This is a genomic window from Eubacterium segne, assembly GCF_014287775.1.
Lineage (GTDB): Bacteria > Bacillota > Clostridia > Lachnospirales > Lachnospiraceae > Eubacterium_G > Eubacterium_G segne.
Window position 1 is genome coordinate 349107 of the sequence record NZ_JACOOZ010000002.1, and the last position, 19264, is coordinate 368370.

At 35.1% G+C, this 19264-nt stretch carries 18 protein-coding genes; 1 reads left to right on the forward strand and 17 read right to left on the reverse strand.

The window, feature by feature from the left end:
* Positions 1 to 30: 30 nt before the first annotated feature.
* From H8S00_RS04000 to H8S00_RS04040, 9 genes are all read right to left on the reverse strand, one after another.
* Positions 31 to 3735 (reverse strand): ComEC/Rec2 family competence protein, encoded by a 3705-nt coding sequence (locus tag H8S00_RS04000; RefSeq protein WP_186840022.1) that lies wholly within the window; start codon positions 3733 to 3735, stop codon positions 31 to 33.
* Between the two features lie 214 nt (positions 3736 to 3949).
* Positions 3950 to 4363, reverse strand: a complete 414-nt coding sequence (gene atpC / locus H8S00_RS04005) for an ATP synthase F1 subunit epsilon (RefSeq protein WP_021952720.1) — start codon at positions 4361 to 4363, stop codon at positions 3950 to 3952.
* A 72-nt stretch (positions 4364 to 4435) separates the two neighbouring features.
* On the reverse strand, positions 4436 to 5827 hold the full coding sequence (gene atpD / locus H8S00_RS04010) for a F0F1 ATP synthase subunit beta (protein ID WP_021952721.1): 1392 nt from the start codon (positions 5825 to 5827) through the stop codon (positions 4436 to 4438).
* A 56-nt stretch (positions 5828 to 5883) separates the two neighbouring features.
* The gene (gene atpG / locus H8S00_RS04015; RefSeq protein WP_118588790.1) at positions 5884 to 6768 is read right to left on the reverse strand and encodes an ATP synthase F1 subunit gamma; all 885 of its coding nucleotides are present in this window, start codon (positions 6766 to 6768) and stop codon (positions 5884 to 5886) included.
* A 32-nt stretch (positions 6769 to 6800) separates the two neighbouring features.
* Entirely contained in the window at positions 6801 to 8309 is a 1509-nt protein-coding gene (gene atpA, locus H8S00_RS04020) for a F0F1 ATP synthase subunit alpha (protein WP_021952723.1), read from the reverse strand.
* A gap of 5 nt (positions 8310 to 8314) precedes the next feature.
* Positions 8315 to 8833, reverse strand: coding sequence for an ATP synthase F1 subunit delta (atpH, locus tag H8S00_RS04025; protein ID WP_186840023.1), 519 nt, complete (start codon positions 8831 to 8833; stop codon positions 8315 to 8317).
* Complete coding sequence (gene atpF / locus H8S00_RS04030) at positions 8811 to 9263, reverse strand: F0F1 ATP synthase subunit B (protein ID WP_021952725.1); 453 nt, start codon at positions 9261 to 9263, stop codon at positions 8811 to 8813. Before atpF ends, atpH begins: the two co-directional genes overlap by 23 nt.
* A gap of 24 nt (positions 9264 to 9287) precedes the next feature.
* Positions 9288 to 9518 (reverse strand): ATP synthase F0 subunit C, encoded by a 231-nt coding sequence (atpE, locus tag H8S00_RS04035; protein WP_021952726.1) that lies wholly within the window; start codon positions 9516 to 9518, stop codon positions 9288 to 9290.
* Between the two features lie 41 nt (positions 9519 to 9559).
* Positions 9560 to 10246: a F0F1 ATP synthase subunit A gene (locus H8S00_RS04040; protein WP_021952727.1), complete on the reverse strand. Its 687-nt coding sequence runs from the start codon at positions 10244 to 10246 to the stop codon at positions 9560 to 9562.
* Positions 10247 to 10569: 323 nt separating this feature from the next.
* Between H8S00_RS04040 and H8S00_RS04045 the strand changes: the two genes are divergently transcribed.
* The gene (locus H8S00_RS04045) at positions 10570 to 11457 is read left to right on the forward strand and encodes a LysR family transcriptional regulator (RefSeq protein WP_021952728.1); all 888 of its coding nucleotides are present in this window, start codon (positions 10570 to 10572) and stop codon (positions 11455 to 11457) included.
* Between the two features lie 109 nt (positions 11458 to 11566).
* On the opposite strand, the gene pckA is transcribed toward H8S00_RS04045, so the two are convergent.
* The 8 genes from pckA to H8S00_RS04085 all read right to left on the reverse strand — a co-directional run bounded on the left by pckA (position 11567) and on the right by H8S00_RS04085 (position 18947).
* A complete protein-coding gene (gene pckA, locus H8S00_RS04050; RefSeq protein ID WP_186840024.1) occupies positions 11567 to 13171 on the reverse strand; it encodes a phosphoenolpyruvate carboxykinase (ATP) in 1605 nt (534 codons plus the stop codon).
* Positions 13172 to 13348: 177 nt separating this feature from the next.
* Positions 13349 to 14212: a C39 family peptidase gene (locus tag H8S00_RS04055; protein WP_021952730.1), complete on the reverse strand. Its 864-nt coding sequence runs from the start codon at positions 14210 to 14212 to the stop codon at positions 13349 to 13351.
* 125 nt (positions 14213 to 14337) lie between these two features.
* On the reverse strand, positions 14338 to 15417 hold the full coding sequence (gene vanS / locus H8S00_RS04060) for a vancomycin resistance histidine kinase VanS (protein ID WP_186840025.1): 1080 nt from the start codon (positions 15415 to 15417) through the stop codon (positions 14338 to 14340).
* 4 nt (positions 15418 to 15421) lie between these two features.
* The gene (vanR, locus tag H8S00_RS04065; RefSeq protein WP_186840026.1) at positions 15422 to 16111 is read right to left on the reverse strand and encodes a VanR-ABDEGLN family response regulator transcription factor; all 690 of its coding nucleotides are present in this window, start codon (positions 16109 to 16111) and stop codon (positions 15422 to 15424) included.
* A gap of 5 nt (positions 16112 to 16116) precedes the next feature.
* Positions 16117 to 16800, reverse strand: a complete 684-nt coding sequence (locus tag H8S00_RS04070; RefSeq protein ID WP_186840027.1) for a YczE/YyaS/YitT family protein — start codon at positions 16798 to 16800, stop codon at positions 16117 to 16119.
* Complete coding sequence (locus H8S00_RS04075; RefSeq protein WP_186840028.1) at positions 16785 to 17042, reverse strand: DUF1871 family protein; 258 nt, start codon at positions 17040 to 17042, stop codon at positions 16785 to 16787. The genes H8S00_RS04070 and H8S00_RS04075 overlap by 16 nt, the downstream gene beginning before the upstream one ends.
* A 211-nt stretch (positions 17043 to 17253) precedes the next feature.
* The gene (locus tag H8S00_RS04080; RefSeq protein WP_186840029.1) at positions 17254 to 18012 is read right to left on the reverse strand and encodes a DpnI domain-containing protein; all 759 of its coding nucleotides are present in this window, start codon (positions 18010 to 18012) and stop codon (positions 17254 to 17256) included.
* A 17-nt stretch (positions 18013 to 18029) separates the two neighbouring features.
* Positions 18030 to 18947, reverse strand: a complete 918-nt coding sequence (locus H8S00_RS04085; protein ID WP_021952736.1) for a DNA-methyltransferase — start codon at positions 18945 to 18947, stop codon at positions 18030 to 18032.
* Positions 18948 to 19264: the final 317 nt, after the last annotated feature.

Below are 19264 nucleotides of genomic sequence, written 5' to 3' on the forward strand. Positions count from 1 at the left end.
ATGACTTCATTATACCACTTTTTTTGTTATTTATCTTGCTATAGTTCCTCCCCAATTATACTTTACTTCTTTGTAATTACTATCAACAACTGTTAATATATCCTCATATAAATACCTGTGACCTGCATATGTAGACATTAATGCATTATCATATAGTTTTTTTGCCACATCATATATGGAATAACTATATACTTTACTATAAAGGTAACTACCATCAGATAGTTTTGCATAAGCTCTTACATAATACTTTCTTGTATATGCAGCCACTGTTGTTCCGTTGTCACACATTGTCATAACATAATTTACAGCCGTTTCAGATGATGAATACTGTTTATTAATAATTCCATTTTCTGTTGCCTTCACTGTGGAAATATATTTACTTTCACTTCCAACATACATATCATCTTCACTTACACCATTTTCATCTACACCGTAAACGTTGCCAAATTCAATCACTTCCATGCCGTCTATTTGCGGCTCCACGGTGGATACTGTTCTAATTCCCTTTAATACATTGCTAATCTGAAATCCCTGAACATTAACCTTATCTGATATGTTTTGCTGCTGATTCTCTATTAGTTCAATTTCTGATAACTGTAATATGTTTCCACTGTTTATTTCCAAAAAGCAAATTGCGAAATAGCAATACTTTCCCGGATTCTTTGATTTAAAAATAGTTCCTGTATAATTTTTAGCCGGTAAATTTCCATCTGACACAGCATCAATTATATTCCAGTTTTTTCCATCATTTGAACCCTTTAATATCCATTTTACGGGATTTCTTCCAGGATTATTTTGTGTGTCATTTGCAGTATATAAAACATATTCATCTATGGAAACCGGTTTAGTTGTCTTCCACTTTATATTTGCCGGTATGGTTTCCGTACAATATTTCGTGGATGTTGAACCGTCAAATGCCATATATGCATTTTCTGTTCTTATGGCATTTCCTGCATTCTTTGATGATACCGGTGAACCATTTACAGACACTGTTATTAACTCATCTCTTAATTTTTTTCCCTTTTCAATATCACTATCCCTTCCTATTACGGCATTTTTCCCATTTACTTCGCTTAAATTACCACCTGGTGCATCAAAATCTATTCCCAGCTCTTTTCTATAATTATCATAGGTACTCATTTGTATTCCGTTATCTGTTGTTATTTTGTAGGTATATTCCCCTGCAAATATTGCTTTAGTTGCACCTGCATCTAAAATATCCTGCAATTTTTGTTTGTTACCGCTATTAAGCCCTGCATTTTCTTCCGAATTAGGACATATAGCATATTTTGCACCAATGGCTTTATATAAAGATGTAAGGCGGTTATATCCATGATGGGCAACCTGAACCATATCACTTTTTAGCTCATTTCCGTACATTTTTTCCAATTGGTCACTTTTTTTAATATCCCCTAGCAACATAAGACTTTTTCCGTTTATTGTAATCTTAAGCACTGTGGATGCTGTATTCATGTCACCGCCTAAAGTGGTTTTTCCATCAGTACTTACCCAATCTTCATGAGTACACATTACGTCAAAATTAACCCCCTGCATTGAAAACCTCTGTCCTGTATGAAGAGATACATGATTAACATTTGGAAAATATGTGTTAAATGCCTTTTTCATTTTAAAGGTTCCCCCATCATAACCACCTACGACTCCATATGCCGGGAAATTAAACAACACACTTTCCACATCGATGTAGTCATGATACATTGTTACAAATTGATGTGCCCCAAAAACGTGATCTCCATGGGCATGTGAGAAAAACCATCCTCTTATTTTAACTTTATCATTTTCGGAGGTATTTGTTATTTTTCTCATAAAATTAAGTTCAGCTGCCATTGCCTCCTTTGATGACTGCCTTTCATGTCCACTGTCAATTAAGAACAGACTGTTATCTGCCAGCTTTATTATAAACATCATACCACAATCTATCTGCCAGTAATCCGTTACACTGGTAGTTGATTCTCCTTTAGTGTAATCTATGCTATACATATACATTTCTGTTTCACTGTCACCTGTCAGTTTTGTGCTGATGTTTGAAAGCAATGTATTTGAAGCATAATCGCATATTACCCTTACTTCATTTTTACTATAAGTATAATATATATAGTATATACGTCCAGCTTTAGTTAAAGTATAATACATATTGTTTTCCATCTCTCTCTTGCTCGTTTTCCCGTACCCTCTGCACACTAACTTGTCTACATAATCCTCAAAAGTGCTCCTACTTGTATCTTTTATTACAACCATCTTTGCATCCTCTGATGTGGTTCCATTTTCATCACTTGCCATACCCGGGCCACAATTATAAATGTTATCAGAAACCACTCCGTCAATGTATTTTGGCATATTTTCTAACTTAACATCTACTGTATCATTATCTGTGGGATTGCTTTCATATACAGCGTTTTTTTCAAAATAAAGCACCGGATAACCCCCCTGACTGTTTTTCCTATAGGCACTTGCACCCTCAGTATAAGCTGTTATTTTATTATACAATTCAGTTGAATTTTGAAATGTTTCTCCTGCTGTACCTGCTGTTGCATTACTATTTAATTCTGTTTCATATTCACTTCTGCCTGACATATAGAAATTTTTAAATTCTCCATTAGAAGGATTTCTAACTACACATATTTCTGCCTCAAGTTTTTTCTCACTGGCATTATAGCAATATAATACAGACAACTTGTTATCAGATGACAGGTTTGCATAACCAAATATTCCAAAATAATTTCCATATCCGTTTCTTGCCAATGTATTTCCATTATCAGTGTATTCCACTACATTTCCCACATTGTAACAATATCTTATTTTTCCACTCTTAACATATCCTATAATTCCTGCTGCTCTTTCCCCTTCTGTTTTATATACCTCTATATTACCTTTATTGGCACAATAACTTATATCAACATATGTAGAATTTTCATTAACGGAAGTTTGTCCCACAATTCCACCTATATTGTCCTTACCGCCATTTACAATAATCTCACCATTATTAATGGTTCTTGCTACTTTAACACCACTTTTAGCAACCACTAACCCTACTATTCCTCCAACAGCTCCTGATGTACCGTTGTTATAATCATTTTCCCCTCTTTGGGCTGACATGGCATTAACATTTATCTCACCATTATTCACAGAATTTTCAATGGTACTTTCCTTTTGTTCATTTTTCACACCTCCTGCTATTCCACCTACATTTAGCGCCTCTTTCGTTCCTGTGGCATTAATTGCTACATCCGTTGTACAGTCATATATATATCCTCCTGATAGTACAGCTGAAATTCCTCCTACATATCCACCTGCCACAGAAACATTTATACTTCCTGTAACAACCAAATTATGTATTTCTCCTGAAACATAATTAAACAGGCCTATTTTCTCTATCTCCTCCGTTGAATCCGTCCTGTTAATTCCTATCTTTATAGAATGTCCATTTCCATTAAATTCCCCTGAATAAGGTTCTGTTTCAGTTCCAATTCCCTGAAAATTTTCATATCCTGATAAATCAATGTCACTAGTAAGTATATAGTCCTTACCGGGATTTTCTTTTGCCCACATTAATTCCTTTGCACTTGAAATCTGATATGTACCATCAACCATTTTCGGTTGTGATAATTCATTTTCATCCGCCATTACATTCATACTTTTAAAGTCATGGGATATCCCTGAAAACATCTGAAAAACCGTGGCAATAATTACTATATAAGCCAATATTCTATTCTTCATAACAACTCTCCTCTCTTATGATAATAATATACTTAAATTATATAATGTTGTTTTTTCTTATTAAAGGCTTCTAATTTTATAATTGTTTCTTTTTTCAATGTGTTCCCACGTTATTTTCAACTTTTATAAAAAAAGCAGTTGTGGTATTTAATGGATATTTCACCATTAACACTCCAACTGCTAAATTAATTCTTTATATCATTTCATTCGTAAATTATTTACCGCTTGTAGCCTTAAGTCTTGTCATTGCTCTTGCAAGAGATGCTCTGGAGTGGTAATACTCCTGGATACTCTGCTTCTGTCTCAATTGCTCCTGAGCTCTTTCTTTTGCTTCCTCAGCCCTTACCTTATCGATTTCTTCCGGCCTCTCTGCAGTTTCCACCAAAACCGTAACTCGGTTATTTATGGTTTCAACAAAGCCTGCACCAACTACAACTGTTTCGTAGTCTTTTTCTCCGTCTTTTTTGAACTTCAAGACTCCATTTTCCACGGCACTTACCATATTTTCATGGTGTGCCATAATTTCTTCCTGACCGTCATGTGCCGGCACAATAACCGATGAGCATTTTCCCGAAAAGAACACTCTGTTTGCGGCAATTATATTTAAATTAAATGTATTTGTTGCCATATGTTACCCCATTCCGTTTTCATTTGAAAACAATGTATTATGATGTGAGTATCAAAAGCCAATTTTGTAACATTATTCAGCCATACTTTCAGCTTTTTTCTTTACATCTTCAATAGTTCCTACGTTAAAGAATGCATTCTCAGGATATTCATCCATCTCGCCGTCAATTATAGCCTTAAAGCCCTTTATTGTCTCGCTAAGAGGAACATATACACCTTTAACCCCTGTAAAGTTTTCTGCCACATGGAATGGCTGTGACAAAAACTTCTGGATTTTTCTTGCTCTATATACAAGCATTTTATCATCTTCTGATAACTCTTCCATACCAAGAATTGCGATAATATCCTGTAATTCCTTGTATTTCTGAAGAATTTCCTGAACCTTACGTGCTACATCATAATGTTCTTTTCCAACAATATCTTCCTCTAATATACGTGATGTAGACTCCAAGGGATCAACTGCCGGGTAAATACCCTGTTCAACAATCTTTCTTGATAAAACTGTTGTAGCATCCAAATGGGCAAATGTTGTAGCAGGTGCCGGGTCAGTTAAGTCATCAGCCGGCACATATACTGCCTGTACTGATGTAATTGAACCATTCTTTGTAGAGGCAATTCTTTCCTGAAGTTCACCCATTTCATTGGCAAGGGTTGGCTGATAACCTACCGCTGACGGCATACGTCCTAAAAGGGCTGATACCTCTGAACCCGCTTGGGTAAATCTGAAAATATTATCTATAAACAATAATACATTCTGATGTTCCACATCTCTAAAATATTCTGCCATTGTAAGTCCTGTTTCAGCAACACGCATACGTGCTCCAGGTGGCTCGTTCATCTGTCCGAACACTAAGGCTGTTTTTTCCAGAACCCCTGACTCTTTCATTTCTGTCCACAAATCATTACCTTCACGGGATCTTTCTCCAACACCTGTGAATATGGAATATCCGCCATGCTCAGTTGCTACGTTGCTGATAAGTTCCTGAATAAGCACTGTCTTACCAACACCGGCACCACCGAACAAACCGATTTTACCACCTTTTGCATATGGTGCTAACAAATCAATAACCTTAATTCCTGTCTCTAATATTTCCTGTGCAGGATTTTGTTCTTCAAAGCTAGGTGCTTCTCTGTGAATTACCCATTTTTCTTCACTGTCAGGCTGCTCGCCACCATCTATTGCCTCTCCTAATACGTTAAAGAGACGACCTAATGTTTTTTCACCAACAGGTGTCTTTATACCACTTCCCGTTGCCACTACTTCCATGTCTCTTGAAAGTCCCTCACTTGACGCTAACATTACACAACGTACAACATCATTTCCTATATGCTGTGCCACTTCCATAACACATTTTTTGTCACCGTTTTGTACTTCTAATGCATCTTTAATTGCCGGAAGCTTTCCGTTTTCAAAGACAACATCCACAACAGGACCTAAAACCTGTACTATTTTTCCTGTTTCCATATAAAATGTTCCTCCATTTTATGAATCTTAACTGTAGATAAATTCTATGTATTATGCTACTTTTTCTTTTTCTGAGACTTTGCACCTGCTATTACCTCGGTAATTTCCTGAGTAATGGCAGCCTGTCTTGCACGATTGTATAAAATACTTAATTCATGCAACATATCTTTAGCACTTTTAGTTGCAGCTTCCATAGCCATCATTCTTGCATTTTGTTCGCAGGAATAACTTTCAACTAAAGCACCATATACAAAACCTTCAATATATCTTGGAACAATTCTGTTCATAACCTCCTCCGGCGATGGTCTGAAGGATACCTGCTCTATAGGTATTCCTGCCGGAATCTGAACTTGAAAGTCTGCTTTTTTAAGAGGAAGTAACTGTAAAAGCTCCGCCTCTTCCTTTATGGGACTAACCATCTTTGTATATATAATATATATTTCATCAAGTTCACCCTTTATATATGAAAGAAGTAATTCCTCCGTAATGTTTCTTGCCCTGTTTAAGGTAGGATTCTGAACTGTGTAATGAAACTGCTTATCAATATGGCATCCTCTTTTTTCAAAATAATGCCTTCCTACCTCTCCCAGTACAAAAAGCTTGTGCTTCTTCTGACTTTTCAGATGTTCTTCTGCAATTTTTAATATGTTATGATTGTATGAACCTGCAAGTCCTTTATCCGCCGTAATAACAATGTACCCGGCTCTCTTTTCTTCAGGACTTTTTTCACTTGTTCTAAAAAATATGCTTTCCATATCCGGAACATGTCTTAAAATTCGCCCCATCTGAGACTGTAACGCGTAAAAATAAGGTTCCGTATCTTCCAGCATTTTCTTTGATTTTTTTAACTTTGACGAGGAAATCATATACATTGCATTTGTTATTTTAAGTGTATCATTGATACTCGCCATTCTCTCCTGAATTTCCTTTGTGTTTGCCATTTCTGACCTCTCTTACTTCAAAAATCCATCAATTACTTAGTAGCCTTATATTCATCAGCTGCTGCTAATATTGCCTTTGACAATTCATCTGATAAATCTTTTTTGGTCTCTATTTCCTCTGAAATTTCCGGATGCTTCAAATCAATATAATTTAATACTTCTCCGCAATATGACTTAACTTCATCAGTTGGAATATCATCAAAAACTCCATTATTTGCCATATGCAGTATAAGAACCTTTTCATGTAATGAATAAGGCTTACACAGCTTCTGCTTCAATAATTCCATAAGAGCTTTTCCGTGATTAAGCTGTTTCTTTGTAGTTTCGTCCAAATCTGATGAAAACTGGGTAAACACTTCCATTTCCCTATACTGTGCCAAATCAATTCTTACGCTTCCTGCTGCTTTCTTCATTGCCTTAGTCTGTGCCGCACCACCTACACGGGATACGGAAAGGCCAACGTTTACTGCCGGTCTCATACCTGAGAAGAATAAGTTGCTTTCAAGGAATATCTGACCATCAGTAATTGAAATAACGTTTGTAGGAATATATGCTGACACATCTCCTGCCTGAGTTTCAATAATAGGAAGGGCTGTTATGGAACCGCCACCTAATTCATCACTTAACTTACTTGAACGCTCCAACAATCTTGAATGAAGGTAGAATACGTCTCCCGGATATGCCTCACGTCCCGGTGAACGCTCTAACAATAATGATATGGCTCTGTATGCTACCGCATGCTTTGATAAATCATCGTATACAATAAGTACGTCTTTTCCCTGATGCATAAAATACTCTGCCATGGCTGTACCTGCATATGGTGCTATGTACTGTAATGATGCTGCATCACTGGCTGTAGATGACATTACTATGGAATAATCCATTGCCCCATGAGTTTCTAACGTTGAAACTATCTTTGCTACAGTTGATGCCTTTTGTCCAATGGCAACATATATACATATAACATCCTTGCCCTTCTGATTGATTATGGTATCTGTGGCAATGGATGTTTTTCCTGTCTGTCTGTCACCGATAATCAACTCTCTCTGACCACGTCCAATAGGGAACATTGAGTCAATGGACAAAATTCCTGTTTCCATTGGTGTATCTACTGATTTACGCTCTACAATGCCGGGAGCTTCATTTTCCACCGGCATGTATGCCTCTTCTTCTATGTTTCCTTTTCCGTCAATAGGTTCTCCCAATGCATTTACAACTCTGCCTATAAAACCTTTTCCTGCCGGAACTCCGGCTTTTTTCTTTGTTCTTACTACCTTAGTTCCTTCTTTGATTCCCGTATCACGTCCAAACAAAATACATCCGATTTCATTTTGACGGATATCCTGAACCATTCCTTTTACTCCATTATCAAAAACAACAATCTCACCATACATGGCATGTTCGATTCCATATATGGTTGCAATACCATCGCCTACCCATATAACGGTTCCTGTTTCTTTTTCGCCATTTTCGTTGAAATCAAAACCTTCGATTTCACTTTGTATAATAGAGATTATATCTGTTGCACTAATCGCACTCACTTATTTCACCTCCCGGTTAATTTTTCTTCCAGCTGTCTTAAACGGTTTCTATAGCTTTTGTCATATTCTATATTTCCAACTTTTACTATGTAACCGCCAAGCAAAGTATCATCAACTGTTTTTTTCCAATCTATGGTGTAGCCGCTATACTTCTCTGAAAGTAATTCTTTTGCCTTCTCCTCTTCCTTTGCAGTAACTGATGAAGTACAAAAGAATTGTGCTCTTATTATTTTTTTCATTTTATCGCTATATCGATAATACTCTTTAAAAATATCTTTCATTTCACAGCTTTCATTATGCTTACACATAACCTGAAAAAACTTTACAAGTTTCTCTGAAATACCAGCCTTAGAAAAAATCTTTTCCAGTATATCCGCCTTTTTTTCATAAGGTATGGTTGGGTTATTCATAACCTGCTGTAACTTAGAACTCAAAAAGTAAATCTCCTGTGCTCTTTCTACTTCACTTCTGTCAAAAGATAAACGGTATAATACCTTTGCATTATTTACTGATTCTCTTGTCACTCTCATCACCTGATTTTATAATTTTTTCTGCTGCTACCATAGCAAGTCTGGCAATATCAGCCTGAGCTGCCCTTCTGGCACTTTCTTCCTCTCTTGCAATATCGGCTTTTGCCCTATCCATCATGGTTTGTGCTTCTTTTCTGGTTTTTTCCATAGTTTTAACCTTTTCACTTTCAGCACGTTCTCTTGCCTCCATGATAATCTTATCTGCTTCACCCTTTGCAAGACTTAACTGTTCCTCATAGTTCTTTTTCTTCTCCAATGCATCTTCGTTAGTTTTTTTAGCATTCTCTAACTGTTCATTAATTAAATCTTCTCTTGCTTTAATTACATTTAACACAGGCTGAAAAAGGAATTTTTTAAATATAAGGTACAAAACTAACAGATTGACAACTATCCATATAATGTTCCATGCATTTAAACTAAGCATATGCTTTCCTGCCTTTCTGCTTTATTATTTTAAAAGAAGGATTATTAACAATGCAATTACGAAACCATAAATAGCTGTTGCTTCTGCAAGTGCACATCCTAAAAGAAGTGACTTACTGATTTTTCCTTCTGCTTCCGGCTGTCTTGCAATTGCGTCACATGCTGATGCTGTTGCCTTACCGATTCCAATACCTGCTCCAATACCTGTTAATACTGCTACTCCTGCTCCTATTGCTACTAATAATGATGTTGACATATTGATTTCTCCTTTTCTTTCTTATCTATATTTTTTATTATTTATTCAGTGGCTTCTTTAATAAACAATGCGGTTAGAAATACAAATACATATGCCTGTATTAATCCGTCAAAAATATCAAAATAACAACTGAATACTGCCGGTAAAACCGGAGGAATTATAATTTTTATCAATTCCATAATTACAAAAGATCCAAGTACGTTACCAAACAATCGCATACACAATGACAACGGTTTAATGAAAATCTCTAAAACGTTTATTGGTAATACAATTGGCATAGGCTCTGCAAAACTTTTCAGCCAGCCCTTAGTACCCTTTTGTCTTATTCCGGATACTTCAATTAACACGATGCTCATAACTGCTAAAGCTACCGTAACATTCATATCCTTTGTTGGTGGTTTAAAACCTAACAGACCAATCAGGTTTGCAATACCTATGTAAAGTGCAACTGCCATAAGATATGGTATGTATGCAGTTCCATGCTCCCCTATTGTGTCCTTGAAGAAATTATACAGTCCCTGAACTGCTGTCTCCAGAACCAATTGTTTTTTACCAGGATTTTCAACCTTAAGATTTCTTACAAAAATAATACATAAAAGAAATACTACAGCCATTATAATCCAGGTTACCACAACCGATTCATAAATTGGAATCCCGCCAAAGATTGGAATTTCAAAAACTGTATCGCAGTTTAATTCTTCTAACAATCTGTCCACGATGTCATTCAACAGTTTCACCCCTTTCTAAGACAATTATTAATGTATTTTCTTCGATGTTTGTATTATACTTCCAAGTTTTGTAATATGTAAAATACATATTTGATATATTCATTATATTATTTTTGTATTATAATTTTGAATTAAGTTATATTGACGAGTTTTTTGTACAATTGTCACATTTTTATGGCAATTTTTACTATATTATTTTTTATGCTCGTGTCTAAAAAGCTATTTTTCACGAAAACATTGACATTTTTTTCACAAATATTACAATATAAGCACAATGTTAACTGTTTATTAACTATATTTTTGTGTTTTAGGAGGGCAAAAATTTGATTACATATGACTATTACAGAATATTTTATTTTGTGGCAAAATATAAAAGTTTTACAAAGGCTGCTGATATTCTTCACAATAACCAGCCTAATATTACAAGATGCATGAACAATTTAGAGCAGGAATTAGAATGTACATTATTTCTCCGTTCTAACCGTGGCATTGTTCTTACCCCTGAAGGCGAAAAATTATATAAGCATGTTGCCATTGCATACAAGCAGCTTTCTTTAGCCGAAGAAGAATTGCGTCAGGATAGAACCTTGGAAAACGGTATTATTACCATTGGTGCCAGTGAAAACGCCTTAAGGCTTTTACTGTTAAGCAAGTTGGAATTTTTTCGCAAGGAATATCCTAATGTGCGTATCCGTATACTTAACTACTCTTCTCCTGATGCCATTCGTTCATTAGAAGCTAATTTAATAGATTTTGCTGTTGTTACAACACCCTTTAAGTTAAAAAAGACCATGAATCAGTTTTCCCTTACCACATATGAGGAAATATTGATTTGTGGCCCAAAATATAAATATCTTACAGCTCACAAACAGTACCTAAAGGATTTAACAGAAATTCCTCTTATTACATTATCAGAAGGAACCGGAACTCATAAGTTATATAACAAATACTATATAAGTAATAATATTCCCTTTAACCCTGACATGGAGGTTGCCACCACAGATCAGATTCTTCCTATGGTAATCCACAACCTGGGCATAGGTTTTTATCCTAAGGAATTAGCAGAAGAGGTTATTGCTGCCGGCAAAGTTTTTCCTATTGAATTAGAAAAACCTTTACCTGAACGTGAAATATGTTTAGTAACCAACAAAAACATAGCAATGAGTACATCTGTAAGGAAAATAACGGATTTCATTTGTGAAAACATGTAATTATCTAATTTTTATACGGCAACATTATAAATAGTCTTAAATACACAAAAACAACCACGTTTATGGATAATCCCAAACGTGGTTGTCTTTTTATATCAATAATTTCTTATTAAATCTGTGGTCCTGCTGAAACTAAAGCCTTACCAACTTCATTTCCTTCGTACTTAGCGAAGTTCTTGTTGAATCTTTCAGCTAAGTCCTTAGCCTTAGCTTCCCATTCTGAAACATCAGCATAAGTATCTCTTGGATCAAGAATTGCAGGGTCAACTCCAGGAAGTTCTGTTGGAACTTCAAAGTTGAAGTAAGGAATCTTCTTTGTAGGTGCATCTAAAATATCACCATTTAAGATAGCATCGATAATTCCTCTTGTATCTTTAATTGAGATTCTCTTTCCTGTTCCGTTCCATCCTGTGTTTACTAAGTATGCCTTAGCGCCACTCTTTTCCATCTTCTTAACTAATTCTTCAGCGTACTTTGTAGGATGAAGCTCTAAGAAAGCCTGTCCGAAACATGCTGAGAATGTAGGTGTAGGTTCTGTAATTCCACGTTCTGTACCTGCAAGTTTTGCTGTAAATCCTGATAAGAAGTAGTACTGTGTCTGCTCAGGTGTAAGAACTGATACAGGAGGAAGTACTCCGAAAGCATCTGCTGATAAGAAAATTACGTTCTTTGCTGCAGGTGCTGATGAAATAGGACGTACAATATTTTCAATATGATTAATTGGATAAGATACACGTGTATTTTCTGTTACGCTCTTATCTGCAAAATCAATCTTTCCATTTTCATCAAGTGTTACATTTTCAAGAAGTGCATCACGTCTGATTGCATTATAAATGTCAGGTTCTGAATCCTTATCTAAGTCGATAACCTTAGCGTAACATCCACCTTCAAAGTTGAATACACCATTGTCATCCCAACCATGTTCATCATCACCAATAAGGAGACGCTTAGGATCTGTTGAAAGTGTTGTCTTACCTGTTCCTGAAAGTCCAAAGAAGATTGCTGTGTTTTCACCATTCAAGTCTGTGTTAGCTGAACAATGCATTGAAGCAATTCCCTTAAGTGGAAGATAGTAGTTCATCATTGAGAACATACCTTTCTTCATTTCTCCACCGTACCATGTATTAACAATAACCTGCTCACGGCTTGTAATGTTGAACATTACAGCTGTTTCTGAGTTAAGTCCTAATTCTTTATAATTTTCAACTTTTGCCTTTGATGCGTTGTAAACAACGAAATCAGGTTCAAAGTCCTTAAGTTCTTCAGCTGTTGGCTTAATGAACATATTTGTTACGAAATGAGCCTGCCAAGCAACTTCTACGATAAAACGAATTGCCATACGTGTATCTTTGTTTGCTCCACAGAAAGCATCTACAACATAAAGCTTCTTATTTGAAAGTTCTTTAATTGCAATATCCTTTACTGTTTCCCAAGCTTCCTTGCTAGCCGGATGATTGTCATTCTTGTATTCATCAGTTGTCCACCATACAGTGTCCTTTGAATTCTCATCTTCTACGATAAATTTGTCTTTAGGTGAACGTCCTGTGTAAATACCAGTCATAACGTTAACTGCACCAAGTTCACTTTCCTTTCCTTTTTCGTAGCCTTCAAGTTCCGGCTTTGTTTCTTCTTCGAATAATAATTCATAAGAAGGGTTGTACACGATTTCTGTGGTACCTGTAATACCATACTTGCTTAAATTAATCTCTGCCATGTTGCCTTAAAACCTCTTTTCTTCTTATTTTGTGATATAATTAATATCTGCCATGCAGAATATTATATCAACAATAGTAAAGAACCATACCGTACATATCCAGTCCAGGTTCCCTACCTTAGTATTATACATATTTAATTGATAAAATCAATAAAATTTGTATTAGAAAATTTTTATTTAAGATTTTAAACTAAAAGCCCACAGATTTTTTATCTGTCCTTCAATTTTGTCGTAATCCCATAACCGGCTCCTTGATCTGCTGTTAGGGTCATTTACTTTTACCTTATTATTTTGAGCAGAAGTAAGTACAATAAAATGTCCCTCCGTTGTAAAATCTCCCGGTCTTACACTGCAAATAATGGGATTTCCCTGCTGCAAATTAGACATAACCGTTTCCCTGTCAAGAGATATTTCCCTGCCATCTACGCCAAAATCTGCTGTCCCCTCCGTCATAAGACCCCAGGATGTTCCCGTATTTTCCACATAGTACCCATTATCCTGTGCGTACTTTGCTACCTCATATGGTGTCGCACTGTCATCATGAGTTAATCCTACAATTACCATGGATAAACACGTTGGTGCACACCCTGCCATTCCTATATCTGATTCTCCATAAGGTGCGTACCCCCATCTTTTATCCCACTGAATCAGTAATGGTATTTTCGCCTGTTTTTCTTTCTTTGTAAGACCTCCCTTTGCCTTATTACCTGAATCTAAGTATCCCTTAACAAATTCAATCATTTCAGGCGTATTGCAAAGAGATTTTATTATTTCCTGCGGATACTCATTTCTGTTATTATATATTGGCTTAAATTCCGGATATTTTTCAGATAGCCCGGCTAATTTTTTCTCTGCTTCATTATAATCTCTTTTTACGGGAGTTTCTGCTTTATATTTTGCCGTAACCTCTTCTGTGTCTGTTTGCTTTAGGTTTATGAGAAAACCTGCCCCTTTACTTCCTACAAATATTACAATAAGTATAGCTACTACAAAAATTGTCACCCTTACAACTCTTATTTTTCTCCTTCTTCTCCTTTTCATATGTAAAAAACCTCCTACAAGTTATACTTTGTTTTCATTAAAAGTTTAACTTATAGGAGATTTTTATGTTTTAATTATTTGTATAACCATTGTTTCAAAACACTTGCATATTTCTTACGAAATTCTTAAGGCTCACTTAATGGAAGTGCCACCTGAAAGGCAATGCTTTCATCCCTACTTTCTGCTGTAATTGTTCCGCCGTGAAGTTCCACTATTTCTTTTGCTATGGCAAGTCCTAACCCTGCGCCGCCGGTAGCTGTTCCACGGGAGGAATCGAGTCTGAAAAACTGTTCAAAAATACGCTTTAATTTTTCAGGTGCAATAGTCTTTCCCTTGTTTTTTATTTTGAAATATACAACATTGTCTTCTAATGTAAGACTACATTTTATTTCCGTATCATTATAACTGTAATTTATGGCATTTCTTATAAGATTATCAAATACCCTTAGGATTTTGTCAGTGTCACACATAATAAAAATGTCAGGAGTAATTGCCAGATTCCATGTAAGACCTTTTTGCATAAGAACCGGGATAAATTCATTGCACACCTGCTCAATCATTCTGCTTAAATTGGTTTTCTCCAAATCAATTTCAATTTTGCTAAGGTTAAATCTTGTAATATCAAAAAATTCATTAATTAGTTCCTCTAAGCGTTCTGCCTTCCTTAAAGTAATTCCCACATATTTTGCCCGTGTTTTTGCCGGTATGTCCGGTTCCTCACTCAGCAGGGTAAGGTAGCCTATAACACTTGTAAGGGGGGTTTTTAAATCATGGGCTAAATATACTATTAAATCATTCTTTCTTTGCTCCGCCTCTTTTGCAACCCTGGCATTTTTAATTGCTTTTTTTCTTAATTCATTTAACTGATCCTGAATTTCCTTCAAATCGTCATGAAGTATAATTGTATCCTCTGACAAATCGGCAAGTTTCTCTGAAGCCAAAGCAATTTCACCAATATATCCAATCCATTTCACCATAAAAAAACATGCTATAATAATCCATCCAATGCCCACAAAACCAATGCCTATCTGCCACTTGTTTTGGTCTATCATTTTTAGAAATATATAGGTAGGGTCATCTCCATACCATATTCTGGTATGACATAATATAACAGCTCCCACAGCCAACCCAATAACTAAAAGAGTAAAAACCGCACCTGTTACTATGTATTTTCTTATGAATCTCTCTGTTATTTTACTTTTCATTTATTTATTCCTCAACTATGTAGCCCACACCCCAAACGGTTTTTATATATTTAGGATTTCTTGCCGGCTCTTTCATCTTTTCCCTGATTCTCGCAATATGAGTCATTACTGTGTTGTTGCTGTCCATGTATTTTTCCTTCCATACAGCTTCAAACAGTTCCTCTGAAGACACTACTTTGCCTTTGTTTTCGCACAAATACCACAATATATCAAATTCAAGGGGAGTGAGAAATATCTCTTTTTTATTTAAATAACAGCTATGATTTTCTTTATTGATATGAAGTCCCCTAATATCATATTGATTATCCTCCTGATTTTCCAACCCATTATATCTGGTATACCTTCTAAGCTGAGTTTTAACCCTCGCCAAAAGTTCTAATAGATTGAAAGGCTTTGTGATGTAATCGTCTGCTCCAATTGTAAGTCCCGTTATTTTATCCATATCTTCTACCTTTGCCGTTAGCATAATGATAGGAAAGTAAAACTTTTCTCTTATTTTTCTACAAAGTGAGAATCCGTCAATATCAGGAAGCATAATGTCTAAAATTGCCAAATCTATGTCATTATTATGTATGCAGTTAAGAGCATCTTCCCCATTATAAAACTTATAAACCTGATATCCGTCATTTTCTAAATAAATTTCAACTAAATCAGCAATTTCTTTTTCATCATCTACAATAAGTACCTTGTTCATAGTTTTTATCTTCTTTCTGCTTCTAATAAATAATCTCTCTTCGCTCCAAATGCTTTAGTAACAGCCCCTAATACCGTTCCAACTAAGACTGCTGCCACAACAGTTCCCATGCCAACTGACCCAAACGCCTTTAGCACAACTATACAGGATATAAGAGATACCGAAACCATAGATACATCAAATCCTATTTTAACTTTGTTAAAAGCAATATTGGAGTTTTCAGTTATTGCCTGCATAGCACCTTCCCCTGCTAAGGGTACAATATCTGCCAGCAAATAAAAGAATATTTCCACGGCAATGAATACCGCGCTGCCAAGCATTAATGCTATCCTGATAATCATATTATCAACATCCGGTAAAAATGAAAACAGGTAATTAGAAAATGTTGTAAAGTATCCAAATACAATTCCCACAAATACCTGCAATAAATTTTTTATTTTAAAATCTTTTCTTAAAATTATTATTTGAAGAACCACCAGTCCTACATGAAAAAGTATTGTTGCTTTTCCCATTTCCATTCCAGTAATACATGTTATGGTATAAGGTATTGAGCTGACCGGCGAAACTCCAAAATCAGATTTCACTGACATTGAAATTCCTAATGTCATAATAAACAATCCTATAAAATAAACCGGTAATCTGGTGATGTAATTTTCCTCTTTTAGTTTTTTCTTTAGTAATTCCTGCATTGTTTGCCTATTCTCCCTTCCATTTCTTCAGCTATTTCCATACATTTTGATATATCAATTCTAAACTCTTCACCAAAACTTTCGCGAAACACTTCATATATTATTTCCCCTAATATTTCCTGACCTTTTACAAATCTGTCCAATATTAATTGACATTCGTAATCATACTCATCTTTGGGTGCAAATCCCATCAAATGAATGGGGTCCCATTTTACAATAACCTCTTTTATAATATTAAACATAATTTTGCCTCCTGATTGTGAAATAAAATTATAAGCATTTTCGTTACTTACAACGTCATACTTTAAATATATTGTGCCTACATCCTTTTGTTGTCATCATAATATAAATGCTACCCTATTCGGTAGGCGGTTATCCTAATCCGTCCACATACCGGGCTAACCGCCTATCAATATCCCCTTTTTGTGTTTATGCCAGCATTAGCCCCAAAAGTCAACCAATTTTTTTGTATCGTCCTCTTCCTATAAACTCTATAATTCCATTATCCCTTAACATTTGTAATTGCTGTCTTATTTTTTCTTTTATATGATGGTTATCCGGATGTTTTCCCGCAAGAAACTCTTCAAATCTATACATCTGTTCCAAAGTAAAATTTTTATTTTCAATCATGTTAACACAATTTAGCACATCCAAAGTCCATCCCCTTGCATCCAACTTACTACCACGTAAAAATTCTGTTTTATGTACTTTTTCGATTATCTTTTCAATAGATACTTCCTTCTCATTTTGTACAATATAAATTCTTCCTTCTTCCGGGATTCTTCCCAATAAAATATTACATCCTGTCCAGCCTGCCCGTCTTGCTGTATCTGACAATGGCTTTCTCTTTTCTATTATGTCTGGCGAAAAAAAATATTTTGGTACCATAACAAAATTTTCAATCTGAAGATTGGTTTTATTATAATGCATGAAGAAGAAATTAGGATTATTGACTGATGTAATCCTTTCAATCATTGTATTATATGCTCCATCATTTACCTTATTGCTAATAGATGTACCTTTGCTTTTTAACTCATATTCTTCCATACATGAAGGGCAAAAGAAATCAGCCACAGGTCTATTGTTTTCAAAATGAGATACATATGGATTACCACAGTAAGGACAAAACATATTTTTATCTACCCAATTTTCTGTCATAACTCTTATTTTTTGCGCATTACTTGAATAATTTTCTGCTTTTCTTCTATCCATTTGTAAATTCAAAACTATCACTCCAATACTGTTTGATATAATACGCTATTAAAACGTTCTCTTATTTTTTGTATATTTTCTTTCAATATTTCTACAAGTATACAGCTTCTTTTTTTATTCAAAGCAGCTACTCCTACAGCTCCGCTACCTGCAAATGAATCTAATACTATCTCACCTTCATAAGTAACATATTCCAATATTTGTTCACAAAGTTCTACCGGCAATTCACTCTGATGTATTTTATTTTTTCTGGCTACCGGCTGTACATCAAACATAGTAGGTAGCATTCCATTACATCCACTCATATAATGCTTTTTACCTGTTATATCGGACTTTTTTTTATCATATCGCATACTCCTGGCTTTCCCTTTGGAAAAAATCATTATGTCTTGCGTATTCTTTGCTTTTCTTCCGGTATTGCTTACAAATGTCCCCTTTTTCCAAGATACTTTAGAATAATAAACAAATCCGGCTTCTTTAGCATATTTCTTTATTTGATATAGATATTCGTAATTATTTTCGTTCTCCGCCGGTAATACTTCAACAAGAAAGCATCCATCTTTTAATACTCTGGCCTTTTCTTTAAAATCTTCTAATGTGTATCTAAAACAATCGTATAATGCAAAATTTCTTGTTCCACCTTTATTTGATTTTACATCTAGCCAAGGATGATCTGTGAATATACAATCAATGCTTCCATCCTTTAACATAGATAAATCTCTACCATTACCTTCTATTAGCACACACTGTTCATCTTTATTGTCAATAGTACAATATACACCCTTTGACACCCTTTCAAACTTAACACCTATTTTTTCATAAATACGTGCTCTAACGGTTTCCTGCGGCTTATCAGCATTTTGCTGATATGCTTCTTGTAATGAAAAACTTTCACAATTCTTAAAACAATTAAATATCTTTTCTGCTAATGTCATTTTGTATAACCTCCTTCGATTTTGGATCTTGATCCTATCATAGGAATTACACAAATAAAAGTACTAAATTTTATATTATAAAATTTTACATGCGTAACTCTGAAATAAGCTTGATTACACTTCGTTTCATCTCGCCCATTTCAGATTTCTATGGAATTATGAATATACAAAAATACCACCTGCAATTTGCAAGCAATCATTATCCTTTTGGGAGCATTTGTAGAACAAGAAAAACCCATAAATATGTGTTTTATGTTCGGCAATGTTGCATAGTGTTATATGCTGATGGCTTTCCACACGTTCCCATAACTACGCAT

Coding starts and splice junctions, on each gene's coding strand:
- atpE (WP_021952726.1), bottom strand. CDS start 9,518: ATGTCAACATCATTATTAGTAGCAATAGGAGCAGGAGTAGCAGTATTA.
- vanR (WP_186840026.1), bottom strand. CDS start 16,111: ATGAACAAGGTACTTATTGTAGATGATGAAAAAGAAATTGCTGATTTA.
- H8S00_RS04055 (WP_021952730.1), bottom strand. CDS start 14,212: ATGAAAAGGAGAAGAAGGAGAAAAATAAGAGTTGTAAGGGTGACAATT.
- atpG (WP_118588790.1), bottom strand. CDS start 6,768: ATGGCAAACACAAAGGAAATTCAGGAGAGAATGGCGAGTATCAATGAT.
- atpF (WP_021952725.1), bottom strand. CDS start 9,263: ATGCTTAGTTTAAATGCATGGAACATTATATGGATAGTTGTCAATCTG.
- vanS (WP_186840025.1), bottom strand. CDS start 15,417: ATGAAAAGTAAAATAACAGAGAGATTCATAAGAAAATACATAGTAACA.
- atpD (WP_021952721.1), bottom strand. CDS start 5,827: ATGGAAACAGGAAAAATAGTACAGGTTTTAGGTCCTGTTGTGGATGTT.
- H8S00_RS04000 (WP_186840022.1), bottom strand. CDS start 3,735: ATGAAGAATAGAATATTGGCTTATATAGTAATTATTGCCACGGTTTTT.
- pckA (WP_186840024.1), bottom strand. CDS start 13,171: ATGGCAGAGATTAATTTAAGCAAGTATGGTATTACAGGTACCACAGAA.
- H8S00_RS04070 (WP_186840027.1), bottom strand. CDS start 16,800: ATGCAGGAATTACTAAAGAAAAAACTAAAAGAGGAAAATTACATCACC.
- H8S00_RS04085 (WP_021952736.1), bottom strand. CDS start 18,947: ATGACATTAGCAGAAAAGATATTTAATTGTTTTAAGAATTGTGAAAGT.
- atpC (WP_021952720.1), bottom strand. CDS start 4,363: ATGGCAACAAATACATTTAATTTAAATATAATTGCCGCAAACAGAGTG.
- H8S00_RS04080 (WP_186840029.1), bottom strand. CDS start 18,012: ATGGATAGAAGAAAAGCAGAAAATTATTCAAGTAATGCGCAAAAAATA.
- H8S00_RS04075 (WP_186840028.1), bottom strand. CDS start 17,042: ATGTTTAATATTATAAAAGAGGTTATTGTAAAATGGGACCCCATTCAT.